We start from the raw sequence: 11,879 nt of genomic DNA, 5'->3' as shown, positions 1-11,879 counted from the left end.
GCGTCCCCAGACCGCCCCGTCGACAGCAGGCTATGTCTTTGTGAACGCGTGCACAAAGATGGTGTCCGATTTGCCCGGCCAACGTGACCGGGGTCACGCACACTCGACGCACGCGTACGGAACCGGCGCACACGCACCGTCGTTCCTCACCGGACGCCCTGCACAACGGGGGCAAAACCGCACACGCTCCTCACGAATCCCGCCCCCGAGACCAACCAGCCCATCGATCCTAAGCGACTTTTGGGACCACTTGGACTGGCCGGTCAGGTCACATCATCGTCACCTCTATGAGAGGGCTTTGCGAAGACGGTCCTCGTTCACCCGCCAGAACGTGTGCTGGGCACCGTCCACCAGCACCACCGGGATCTGCTCCCAGTACTGACGGTGGAGTTCCGCGTCCTCGGTGATGTCCTTCTTCTCCCAGGGAACGCCCAGCTCACCGCAGACCTTCCCGATCACCGCCTCCGCGTCGTCACACAGATGGCACCCGGGTTTTCCGATCAGTGTGACGAGCCGCTCACCGGAATTCTTCGGCGTCCGCCGGAACATGGCACTCATGCCGGCCATTGTCGCTCCGCACCGGATGTCCACACCTCCTCCTCACCACGAAGCGCACGACCTGCCCCTTTCCCCACCGGTTCCTCCTTGATCCACACCGGGACACGCCGCGCGGACTCCTTCTTTAACGGCCTGGTCGCGGAGAGTTCACAGCCGCCAAACCTCCGGACTCCGGAAGTACCGAACAGACTGGCTATGCTCACGACATGGCCGCTCTCGGATGGCTCACTCCCCGTAGGCGCTCCGCCACGGCGCGGAGCGTTTTGGCAGGCGAGGCCTCTGCGGAGGCAGCGCGCAAGTCCTCCCAGGAGCTGGAGGACGTCTCTCCCGCGCCCGACGCCGTCCAGGAACCGGAGTTCCCGGTCCTCGGCGACGACAAGGCCGCGGCCTTCTTCGATCTCGACAACACCGTGATGCAGGGCGCCTCGCTCTTCCACTTCGGCCGGGGCCTGTACAAGCGGAAGTTCTTCGAGACCCGCGACCTCGCACGGTTCGCCTGGCAGCAGGCCTGGTTCCGGCTGGCGGGGTCCGAGGACCCCGAGCACATGCAGGACGCCCAGAACTCCGCGCTCTCCATCGTCCAGGGCCATCGCGTCGCCGAACTGACGATCATCGGCGAGGAGATCTACGACGAGTACATGGCCGAGCGCATCTGGCCGGGCACCCGCGCCCTGGCCCAGGCCCACCTCGACGCCGGCCAGAAGGTCTGGCTCGTGACGGCCGCGCCCGTGGAGATCGCCCAGGTGATCGCCCGCCGCCTCGGCCTGACCGGCGCCCTGGGCACGGTGGCCGAGTCCGTCGACGGCGTCTACACCGGCAAACTGGTCGGCGAGCCGCTGCACGGCCCCGCCAAGGCCGAGGCCGTCCGCGCCCTGGCCGCCGCGGAGGGCCTCGACCTCTCCCGCTGCGCCGCGTACAGCGACTCCCACAACGACATCCCGATGCTCTCGCTCGTGGGTCACCCGTACGCCATCAACCCCGACAGCAAACTCCGCAGGCACGCCCGCGAGATGGACTGGCGGCTGCGCGACTACCGCACCGCCCGCAAGGCCGCCAAGGTCGGCCTCCCCGCGGCGGCGGGCGTGGGCGCGGTGGCCGGCGGCACGGCGGCCGCGATCGCGCTGCACCGCCGCCGCCGCTGAACGGCTGACCGTTTCTCGAACGCCGGTGGGGCTGGGACATCCAGCCCCACCGGCGTTCGCGCGTCCGCCCCTGCCGCCCGGCATTCCAGCCGTCCTACCCCCACCGCGCCCCCCTCAGTCACGCCATCCGCACCCGACCACAACACGCCCCGCACCCAGACGGAACACGAACCCAATCGATCAACAACCGATCACGGAACGGCACTTGAGCAGCCGTCAATCGGTAACAGAAGCGACGTAATCGATGATTTGAGCAACTGGGTGTAGCAGTGCCTGCACGAAGCGTTATTCTCCTCAAACGCAAACCGGTACCCCTCCGTCGCTACGACGGGTGAAAGGTTCCGCACTGCACGTGATGGAAGCTCTGCCTCTGGGAGTCCCGTGTACCCACACGTCGGGGTTGACGCCTCGGGCCTGGCTACGCTGCGCGCGACGGTCAACCAACTGTTGCGCGGCTTCGTCCCCACCGCGTACGCCGTCCCCGCCCTCGCCACCTCCGCCGCGCCCGTCGGCCCGTGCTACGCACTGGCCGACGGCAGCGCGGCGGTGGGCAGACGAGGCCGTTCGGGATCCACCGCCACGACCACCCGCCGTCCCGCCGCGGACAGCGACAGCGCCCGCATGATGGACCTCGTCGAACGCGCCCAGTCCGGCGAGGCCGACGCCTTCGGCCGCCTGTACGACCAGTACAGCGACACCGTCTACCGCTACATCTACTACCGCGTCGGCGGCAAGGCGACCGCCGAGGACCTCACCAGCGAGACGTTCCTGCGCGCCCTGCGCCGCATCGGCACGTTCACCTGGCAGGGCCGCGACTTCGGCGCCTGGCTCGTCACGATCGCCCGCAACCTGGTGGCCGACCACTTCAAGTCCAGCCGTTTCCGTCTGGAGGTCACCACCGGCGAGATGCTCGACGCCAACGAGGTCGAGCGCTCCCCCGAGGACTCCGTCCTGGAGTCCCTCTCCAACGCCGCCCTGCTCGAAGCCGTACGCCGGCTCAACCCCCAACAGCAGGAGTGCGTCACCCTCCGCTTCCTCCAGGGCCTCTCCGTCGCCGAGACCGCCCGGGTCATGGGCAAGAACGAGGGCGCGATCAAGACCCTCCAGTACCGCGCGGTCCGCACCCTCGCCCGCCTCCTCCCGGACGACGCCCGCTGAACCCCGCCGACCAGGACGACCGGGACGCACACCGCCGAGCGGCTCCGCACGCACCGAGCGCGCGCTGATCACATACGCTCCGCGATCCCCAACTCACCCTCTGTCGAAGTCCGTTGACTTCCTCGTCCGATCATCCGCCGTCCGTAACCCAAGTGCCACGCCGCTCGTTGTGCGGGATACAGGCTCCCTGTGGTCGCGCCTGGCCGACACCGATCACTCGATCGTGTGGACCGGCCGGGGACGCGCAACCCTCAGGACCCCCTGGGGAGTCGACCGTCATGACGAGAGGAGGTGCCGCCAGTGATCGCGAACGTATCGGCGCACCGGCGGGCGAACGCCTTCGCCCAGGCCCTGGAGGAGCTGTCCGACCAGAGCACGGCGGCCGAGCGGCCCGAGGGATCGGCACCGGCACCGGCAGCGCAACAGACCGAGCAGGGCCGCATGTTGGCCCTGACGACCGGTCTCGACGAGCTGCCCAAGCCAGTGCTCGACCCCGAGGTCAAGGTCGTCCATCGCGCCCAGTTGGTGGCCGCGATGGAAGCCATGCTGCGGGACGGCACGCTGCCGGGGCGCGAGGCGTCGGACCCTTCGGTGCCCGAACAGCGTTCGGGCAGGGCGCGGGGCGCGCACCGGGCAGGCCCGCTGGGCAAGTTGCGACCACGGTCCCGCCTGACGAAGGGCCTCGCCGCGGGCGGGCTCAGCGTCGGGGTGGCCGCGAGCGCCTTCGGCGGTGTGGCCGCCGCCAGTTCGGACGCCCTGCCCGGTGACTCGCTCTACGGCCTCAAGCGCGGCATCGAGGACGTGAAGCTCACCCTGGCCGACGACAGCGACGACCGGGGCCGGCTCTATCTGGACCAGGCGTCCACCCGGCTCAGCGAGGCCCGCCGCCTCATGGAGCGCGGCCGGGGCGGACAGCTCGACCACGAGTCCCTCGGCGAGATCCGCCGCGCCCTCAGCGGGATGCGGCACGACGCCTCCGAGGGCCACCGGCTGCTCCACGAGGCCTTCCAGCGGGATCCGGACTCCCTGGGCCCCATCCAGGCCCTCTCCGCGTTCTCCCGGTCCCACCGCGAGGCCTGGGGCGCGCTCCGCGACCGGCTGCCCGTGCAGCTCGGGGACGTGAGTCAGCAGGTCTCGTCGGTCTTCGACGCCATAGACGACGAGGTCGCCCCGCACTCGTCGCTCCTGCCCCAGCCCCCCGCCCAGGGCGGCGAAGGCAAGCAGCGCTCCCCGGGCTCCGGCACCCCCGGCACCACGGACCCCGGCCACCCGGCCCCGAGCACCCCCGGCGGCTCCGCCGAGGACAGCCAGGACACCACCGGCAAACCCAAGCCGTCCACGTCCAACCCGGACACCGGCGGCGAAGGCCTCGTCGGCGGCACCACCGGCGGCCTCCTCGACCCACCCCAGGACGACACCACCAGCACGTCCCCGTCCCCCGGCAAACCCACCCCGCCCGAAGAACCCGACGTCACCCTCCCACCTCTCCTCCCGGGCCTCCTCCCCGGCCTGGGCATCAACGGCGACGACACCGACTGACCCCGTACGACGGTGGGGGCGCCCTTCTCGAAGAAGGGCGCCCCCACCGTCGTATGCGCAGACGTCGTAGGCACGGACCGCTCGACCTACGTCAGAAGAACACCGACCGTCGCTGCACCAGCAGCTTGTACAGCGTGTGCTGGATCTGTTCCCGTACCTGGTCCGTCAGGTTGAACATCAGCATCGGGTCCTCGGCCGCCTCCGGCGGATACCCGTCCGTCGGGATCGGCTCACCGAACTGGATCGTCCACTTCGTCGGCAGCGGCACCGCCCCCAACGGCCCGAGCCACGGAAACGTCGGCGTGATCGGGAAGTACGGAAACCCGAGCAACCGGGCGATCGTCTTCGAGTTCCCGATCATCGGATAGATCTCCTCCGCGCCCACGATCGAGCACGGAATGATCGGCGTACCCGCCCGCAGCGCGGTGGAGACGAACCCACCACGCCCGAACCGCTGCAGCTTGTACCGGTCCCCGAAGGGCTTGCCGAGCCCCTTGAAGCCCTCCGGCATGACCCCGACCAGTTCGCCCTGCTCCAGGAGCCGCGAGGCGTCCTCCGCGCACGCGAGGGTGTGCCCCAGCTTGCGGGCCAGCTCGTTGACCACCGGCAGCATGAACACCAGATCCGCCGCGAGCAGCCGCAAGTGCCGCCCGGTGGGGTGGTTGTCGTGCACGGCGACCTGCATCATCAGCCCGTCCAGCGGCAACGTCCCCGAGTGGTTGGAGACGATCAGCGCGCCCCCGTCCGTCGGGATGTTCTCGATGCCCTTCACCTCGACCCGGAAGTACTTCTCGTACACCGGCCGCAGCAGGGACATCAGCACCTGGTCGGTGAGCTCGGCGTCGTAGCCGAAGTCGTCGACCTCGTAGTCACCGGTGAGCCGCTTGCGCAGGAACGCGAGCCCGCCCGCGATCCGTCGCTCCAGGCCGCCGCCGTCCTGCGCCTCGGCGGCCTCCTGGGGCGGCTCCGGCTTCTCCCGTGTCACAGGGACATCATCGGTGCTGGTCGCCCGTCCGGGGAGGGCCTGGACCTCGCCGGATTCACGCACGTCCCGTACGACCGCGTTCTCACCCGTGCGCCGGCTCCCCCCGGCCCGGCGGCGCGGCGGGCGCTGTACGCCGCCTCCGCGCGTCCGGTCGTCGTCGAACGGAATGACCTTGGCATCCGCCATCGTTGATGCGCTCCTCAGTTGGCGCTCTGCGTCGGGAGGTGGCCGCCGCCCGGTGTGGGCACGGGCAGGGCGGCGAGCCGGTCGATGGCCCCGGCGAGGGCCTCGGGGGGCAGCAGTCCTGGCCCCCGGCTGCGCGCGAAGTCCGCGAACGTCTCCGCGGTCGTGTATCGGGCCCGGTAGCCCAGCGTCTCGCGCATCTGGTTCGTCGACACGACCCGCCCGTGGGTCAGCAGCCGCAGCTGCTCCGGCGAGAAGTCCGTGAAGCCCAGCGTGCGGACCATCGAGCCGACCCAGCTGACCGCCGGCATCAGCAGCGGCACCGTCGGCCGGCCGAGCCGCCGCGCGCACTGCGAGAGCAGCAGGACACCGTCGCCGGCGATGTTGAACGTGCCGCTGTTGAGCGTGCCCCGGTCCGGGTCGTGCGAGGCGATCCGCAGCACCTCGATGACGTCGTCCTCGTGCACGAACTGCAGCCGCGGGTCGTAGCCCAGCACGGTCGGCAGCACCGGCAGCGAGAAGTACGAGGCGAGCGGTGAATCGGCGCTCGGCCCGAGGATGTTGGCGAACCGCAGCACGCACACGGCCACATCGGGCCGCCGCCGGGCGAATCCGCGGACGTACCCCTCGACCTCGACGGTGTCCTTGGCGAAGCCGCCGCTGGGCAGCGACTTGGGCGGTGTGGTCTCGGTGAACACGGCCGGGTCGCGCGGCGCGGACCCGTACACGTTCGTACTGGACTTCACGACCAGCCGCTTGACCAACGGGGACTTCTGGCAGGCACCGAGCAACTGCATGGTGCCGATGACGTTGGTCTCCTTGAGCGTGGCCCGGCCGCCGCTGCCCAGCGGGGTGCCCGTGACGTCCATGTGCACCACGGTGTCCACGTTGTGCTCGGCCAGCAGTCGGGCTATGGCGGGCTGCCGGATGTCGGCCTGGACGAAGTCCGCGCCGCCCAGATGGTGTCCCGGCGGCACCGCGTCCACCGCGATGACCCGGTCGACCTGAGGGTCACGCTGGATCCGCCGTACGAACCGGCCTCCCAGCTGACGCGCCACCCCGGTGACGAGCACGACCTTCCCCAAGATCAGCGCCTTCCTTCCAGACGTCGGCTCACACAGGCGTAACTCTGCTCGTACCCTGCCGCGTTCTCCGCGTTTCTCCGTGTTCCCCGTGTGCGGCCACGTTAGCGGGTCGATGTTGCGCTGTGGTGACCGCGACCCCGTCAATGACCGGCAAAAACAATGAGAGGCGAAAAACGCTGTGGCCCCCCACCGTTTCGGTGGGGGGCCACAGCAACGCGCTCTCAACAGCGCTCGCGCAAGAAAGCAAGACGTACGGCCCCCTTACGCGAGGGGGACCGTCCAGGACCCCTTTTCAGGGGCCGGACCGCCTTACTTCTTGTTGCGACGCTGAACGCGGGTGCGCTTGAGCAGCTTGCGGTGCTTCTTCTTAGCCATCCGCTTGCGCCGCTTCTTGATAACAGAGCCCACGACTACCCTCGCTCACTTCTCATCACTCGGCGTTTGGGCGCCATGGGCCCATACGACCTACGAGGGGCTAGCCTACCCGTCCGAGCGCTGAGGTCGTAATCGAGGGGGAGCCGGGGTATCCCGGAAGTCCCGCAGGACCTCCGGGAGCCCCTCGGCCCCGATGGCCGTCAGGCCGTCTCCACCCCCACATAGCTCTCGCGGAGGTACTCGTGTACCGCTTGCTCCGGCACCCGGAAGGACCTGCCCACCCGGATCGCCGGCAGATGACCGCTGTGCACCAAGCGGTACACGGTCATCTTGGACACTCGCATCACCGAGGCGACTTCCGCCACGGTCAGGAACTGAACCTCGTTCAGAGGCCTCTCGCCAGCTGCAGCCATGACACACCTGAACCTTCCGCACTCGACGGCCACCGGCTTCCCCTTCCGGTGACTCTTCGTCGTTGCGTGCTCACTCCCCAATGTAGGGGCGGGTGATGCGAGTGGGGAAGAGGGGATGCCATCGGCGGCCTACTGTGACAGACACGCCCGATTGAGTACGTAGCGGGTCAGTGGTCGGTAGTAATCAGACCGCACACCGTCATCAAGTGGAACGACGACGGACACCCGCCCCTCCGCCTCCCCCACGAAGAGCGCCGGATCGTCCGTATCGGCGAGACCGATCGCCTCGAACCCCAGCTGACCTGCCCCGCAGACCCATCCGTGGTCTCCCACCACGAGTTCCGGGAGCGGCCCGCCGGCCTCCGCCGCGGCCGCCAGAACCGTCCGAACCGGCAGCGGGGAATGCGTGTGCACGCCGGTCGCACAACCGGGGCGCAAGGCGGTCGCCTCCCGGACGACGGCGACACCTCGTACGTAGTCGAGGTTGTACGTGCGTAGACCGAACCGGGTCGTTATGTCGACACGTCTACCCGTCGCAGGGGTGAGAACCTCACATCCCACCGCCGACAAGGCGTCCGCCAACGCGCCGTAGAAGCCGATCAGCCGATGCGGATGCCCGGTCCCGAAGAGCACCGCCCCACCACGGTGAGCTACCGCCCCGACCCGTTCGGCGAACCGGTCCAGCGCCCTCATCGTCCGCTCCGGGTCAATCACATCCTGCCCGGATGTACACCCCGGATCGGCCGAAACGCCACACCTCTCCGCCATCAACCCGAGCACATCCCGCTGCCCCCAGGTCATTTCCGGATCCAACCCGATCAGAAACCGAGGGTCCCGAGCCGCGAACAACCGATAACTCCGCAGACTCGTCTCCCGACCGGTGGCAACCCGCCCAGCCAGCCCGGAGGCCACAAGATACTCCCGCAACACCCCACCACTCACCACGCCCCGATGCTGACGCACCCCGACCGCCACCACCCCCAAAACCACAGCCCCGCCACACAGTTGGCCTAACTGCCCTCTTCTTTCAGGGGCGCGGGGAACTGCGCGCATTTCAGGGTCGCGGGGAACTGCGCGAACGGGGTCCGGGGCGGAGCCCCGAATCTGTGACGGGGGTCGAAGGGGCGCGCAGCCCCTGAAGGATGGGACGGGTAGGGGCGGCAGGGGCGAGAAAACCCCCAGGGCCACCTATGGCAACAACCCCCGCAACGGAAACACGGCCTTACGCGCAGCAAGCACCGCCTGATCCAACCGATCCGCAGGGTCGTACCCCGCCTCCCACCCCGCCCAGGAAACAGGCCACCGCCCATCGGTCATCCGCGCCGGCGCCAACTGCCGCGTACGAGCGAACACCTCCCGCCGCCACCCCTCGGGAATCACCGCCTCCGGCGCGATCTCCCGCCCCGCCGCGACCGCCACCAGATGCGTCCACGACCGCGGCACCACTTCCACCACCGCGTACCCGCCCCCACCGAGCGCGACCCACCGCCCATCGGCGTACTCATGGGCCAGCTCGTGCAGAGCCACCTGCAATGCCCGCTGCGCGTCCAACGACACGGCAAGATGCGCCAACGGATCCTCGAAGTGCGTATCGGCCCCGTGCTGGGTCACCAACACCTGCGGCCGGAAGTCGGCGATCAGCTCGGGCACCACCGCGTGGAACGCCCGCACCCACCCCGCGTCCCCGGTCCCCGCAGGCAGCGCCACATTCACGGCCGACCCCTCCGCACTCGGCGAGGCCCCCGTCTCCTCCGGCCACCCGGTCTGCGGGAACAGCGTCCGGGGATGCTCGTGCAGCGAGATCGTCAGAACCCGCGGGTCCTCCCAGAAGGTGGCCTGCACCCCGTCCCCGTGATGCACGTCGACATCCACGTACGCGACCCGCTCGGCCCCCAGCTCCAGCAGCCGGGCGATGGCGATCGACGCGTCGTTGTAGATACAGAACCCCGAAGCGCCCCCGGGCATCGCATGGTGCAGCCCGCCCGCGAAGTTCACCGCGTGCAGCGCGTCCCCGCGCCAGACGGCCTCCGCCGCCCCCACCGACTGCCCCGCGATGAGCGCGGACACCTCGTGCATCCCGGCGAAGGCCGGATCGTCCACGGTCCCCAGCCCGTACGCCGTGTCCGCGCCCCGGGGGTCGGCGGACGCGGCCTTGACCGCCGCCACATAGTCCTCGCGGTGCACTAGCCGCAGCGTCGACTCCCCCGCCGGCTTCGCCGAGACGACGTCCATCTCCCGGTCGAGCCCGAAGGCGGTCACCAGACTCCGGGTCAACGCCAGCCGGACCGGATCCATCGGATGGTCCGGGCCGAAGTCATAGCCCGTTACTGCCTCGTCCCACATCAGCTGTGCGCGGCCGCTCATGCCCGCCACCGTATCGGTCCGGTTCCGTCTCGAACGACCGGGCGTACACCAACGTCACCAGCACCAACGCCATCGGGATGAGCATCGCCCCGCGATAGCTCCAGAGATCCCCCACGGCCCCCACCAACGGAGAACCGATCAGGAACCCGACATAGTTGAAGATGTTCAGCCGGGCGACGGCCGCGTCCGAAGCCCCGGGGAACAGCCGCCCGGCCGCCGCGAACGTCTGCGGCACCAGCACACACAGCCCGAGCCCCAGCAGCGTGAACCCGAGCATCCCCACCCAGGCCCCCGGTGCCCCCGCCACCACGGCGAACCCGACCGCCGCCACCACCGCGCCGGCCCGCACCACGGCTGCGGCCCCGAACCTCCGCACCCCGAAGTCCCCGATCGACCGCCCGATCAGCGTGGTGACCATATAGACGTTGTACGGCACGGTCGCCAGCTGCTCACTGCTCCCCAGCACGTCCTGGAGGTACTTGGCACTCCAGTTGGAGACGGTCGAGTCCCCTATGTACGCGAAGCACATCACCAGACAGAGCGGCAGCAGCATCTTGAAGGCGACGGACCCACCCGCCCCTGCTCCCGCAACCTCCGGAACGGCGTCCTCCGTCTTCCCCTCACCGGGCCCAGCGTCGACGTACCACCGGCTCCCGACCAGCACGGCCGGCAGCAGCACGACCGCCACCGGCAGATACGACACCAGCAGCGCCAGATCCCAGTGCGCCCCGACCCAGGCCAGCGAGGCCCCGGCTATCCCACCCAGGCTGTACACGGCGTGGAAGCCGAGCATGATGCTCCGCCCGTACGCCCGCTGCAGGCTCACCCCGAGCATGTTCATCGACGCGTCGAGCGCCCCGACCGCCAGCCCGAAGGCCGCCAGCGAGACTCCGAGCACGGCCATGTGCTCGCCGGCCCCCACCCCGAGCAGCGCCAGGAGCACGACGGGCTGGGACCATCGCAGCACATGGCTCGGCGGCACCTTCTTCACGAGGTGCTCGGTGCAGACACTGCCGACCCCGGCGAGGACGGGCACGGCGGCGAGGAAGAGGGGCAGCAACCCGTCGGAGACTCCGTACCGGTCCTGAATGGCCGGAATCCGCGTCACAAGCAGCGCGAAGGCGACACCCTGAGCGAAGAAGCTGAACGCCAACGCGGCCCGACCGCGCCGCAGCACATCTGTCATGGCGGCACAGTAGGGGGCCTGACCTACCCATGGGTAGAGGAAGTTGAATACTGCTCAACTAAGCGGGTCGGACAGCTTCAGCCGAGCAGATCAAGCAGCTCCCCCATGTCCGAGAAGTACCCCCTGGCCCCGCTCAGCTTCTCGGCGGGCGTCATCGCCGTATATCCGTACACATCCATCCCGGCCGCGAGTCCCGCCCGCACTCCGAGAGGGCTGTCCTCGACGACGGCACACCTCGCCGGCGCGACGCCCATCCGCTCGGCCGCGTACAGGAAGAGATCCGGCGCCGGCTTCCCCCGCCCCACGTCCTGCGAACTGAACACGAGCCCCTCTCCGAACCACCGGTCGAGCCCGGTCTTCCGATGCCCCACCCGGATCCGCTCATGACTCCCGGACGACGCCACGCAGTACGGCACCCCGTCCGCGACGAGCTTCTCCAGCACCGGAACCACACCCGGAACGGGCTCCAACTCCCGCTCGAACGCGGCGAAGACCCGCCCGTGGAAGACCTCGTCGAAGTCGCCCGGCAGCGCCTTCCCCGTCCGCTCCAGAACCAGCTCGTGCACCCGGTGCATGGCCGACCCCATGTAGTCCCGGATGGAGTCCTCGTACGAGGTCGGGTGCCCGAGTTCGGTGAGGTACTCGGCGAGGAGCCGGTTGGAGATCGGCTCGCTGTCGACGAGGACACCGTCATTGTCGAAGATCACGAGGTCGTAGCGCATGACTCGACCCTAAACGAACCTCAAAACGACCCGGGAACGCAAAAAGGCCCACACCATAAGGTGTGGGCCTTTCGCAATATTTGTTCGGCGGCGTCCTACTCTCCCACAGGGTCCCCCCTGCAGTACCATCGGCGCTGTAAGGCTTAGCTTCCGGGTTCGGAATGTAACC

At 69.2% G+C, this 11,879-nt stretch carries 12 protein-coding genes and 1 rRNA gene; 3 read left to right on the top strand and 10 right to left on the bottom strand.

Annotation, left to right across the window (positions count from 1 at the left end):
• Nucleotides 1–285: 285 nt before the first annotated feature.
• Nucleotides 286–567 (bottom strand): glutaredoxin family protein, encoded by a 282-nt coding sequence (locus ABT147_RS31230; RefSeq protein ID WP_351412345.1) that lies wholly within the window; start codon nucleotides 565–567, stop codon nucleotides 286–288.
• A gap of 197 nt (nucleotides 568–764) precedes the next feature.
• On the opposite strand from ABT147_RS31230, the gene ABT147_RS31225 reads away from it, so the two are divergent.
• The 3 genes from ABT147_RS31225 to ABT147_RS31215 all read left to right on the top strand — a co-directional run bounded on the left by ABT147_RS31225 (nucleotide 765) and on the right by ABT147_RS31215 (nucleotide 4,397).
• Nucleotides 765–1,700, top strand: a complete 936-nt coding sequence (locus tag ABT147_RS31225) for an HAD family hydrolase (RefSeq protein WP_351412343.1) — start codon at nucleotides 765–767, stop codon at nucleotides 1,698–1,700.
• Nucleotides 1,701–2,081: 381 nt separating this feature from the next.
• On the top strand, nucleotides 2,082–2,858 hold the full coding sequence (locus ABT147_RS31220; protein ID WP_020113793.1) for an ECF subfamily RNA polymerase sigma factor, BldN family: 777 nt from the start codon (nucleotides 2,082–2,084) through the stop codon (nucleotides 2,856–2,858).
• Between the two features lie 300 nt (nucleotides 2,859–3,158).
• Nucleotides 3,159–4,397: a DUF5667 domain-containing protein gene (locus ABT147_RS31215; RefSeq protein WP_351412341.1), complete on the top strand. Its 1,239-nt coding sequence runs from the start codon at nucleotides 3,159–3,161 to the stop codon at nucleotides 4,395–4,397.
• A gap of 91 nt (nucleotides 4,398–4,488) precedes the next feature.
• On the opposite strand, the gene ABT147_RS31210 is transcribed toward ABT147_RS31215, so the two are convergent.
• From ABT147_RS31210 to rrf, 9 genes are all read right to left on the bottom strand, one after another.
• A complete protein-coding gene (locus ABT147_RS31210) occupies nucleotides 4,489–5,568 on the bottom strand; it encodes a lysophospholipid acyltransferase family protein (RefSeq protein ID WP_351412339.1) in 1,080 nt (359 codons plus the stop codon).
• A gap of 14 nt (nucleotides 5,569–5,582) precedes the next feature.
• Nucleotides 5,583–6,650: an NAD-dependent epimerase/dehydratase family protein gene (locus ABT147_RS31205; protein ID WP_351412337.1), complete on the bottom strand. Its 1,068-nt coding sequence runs from the start codon at nucleotides 6,648–6,650 to the stop codon at nucleotides 5,583–5,585.
• 309 nt (nucleotides 6,651–6,959) lie between these two features.
• Nucleotides 6,960–7,058 (bottom strand): 30S ribosomal protein bS22, encoded by a 99-nt coding sequence (locus tag ABT147_RS31200; protein WP_003948845.1) that lies wholly within the window; start codon nucleotides 7,056–7,058, stop codon nucleotides 6,960–6,962.
• A 167-nt stretch (nucleotides 7,059–7,225) separates the two neighbouring features.
• Nucleotides 7,226–7,438, bottom strand: a complete 213-nt coding sequence (locus ABT147_RS31195) for a helix-turn-helix domain-containing protein (RefSeq protein WP_004984898.1) — start codon at nucleotides 7,436–7,438, stop codon at nucleotides 7,226–7,228.
• A 129-nt stretch (nucleotides 7,439–7,567) separates the two neighbouring features.
• Entirely contained in the window at nucleotides 7,568–8,383 is an 816-nt protein-coding gene (locus ABT147_RS31190) for a phosphatase (RefSeq protein WP_351412334.1), read from the bottom strand.
• A gap of 243 nt (nucleotides 8,384–8,626) precedes the next feature.
• Nucleotides 8,627–9,802, bottom strand: coding sequence for an acetoin utilization protein AcuC (locus ABT147_RS31185; protein ID WP_351412332.1), 1,176 nt, complete (start codon nucleotides 9,800–9,802; stop codon nucleotides 8,627–8,629).
• The gene (locus ABT147_RS31180; RefSeq protein WP_351412330.1) at nucleotides 9,753–10,988 is read right to left on the bottom strand and encodes an MFS transporter; all 1,236 of its coding nucleotides are present in this window, start codon (nucleotides 10,986–10,988) and stop codon (nucleotides 9,753–9,755) included. The genes ABT147_RS31185 and ABT147_RS31180 overlap by 50 nt, the downstream gene beginning before the upstream one ends.
• Before the next feature lie 77 nt (nucleotides 10,989–11,065).
• The gene (locus ABT147_RS31175; protein ID WP_351412328.1) at nucleotides 11,066–11,710 is read right to left on the bottom strand and encodes an HAD family hydrolase; all 645 of its coding nucleotides are present in this window, start codon (nucleotides 11,708–11,710) and stop codon (nucleotides 11,066–11,068) included.
• 82 nt (nucleotides 11,711–11,792) lie between these two features.
• Nucleotides 11,793–11,879 (bottom strand): 5S ribosomal RNA (gene rrf / locus ABT147_RS31170); the annotation flags it as partial.

The sequence above is a fragment of the Streptomyces sp. NPDC001868 genome, assembly GCF_040297125.1.
GTDB lineage: Bacteria > Actinomycetota > Actinomycetes > Streptomycetales > Streptomycetaceae > Streptomyces.
Note: the sequence above shows the minus strand (reverse complement) of the source record. Positions and strands in the feature narration are given on the sequence as shown.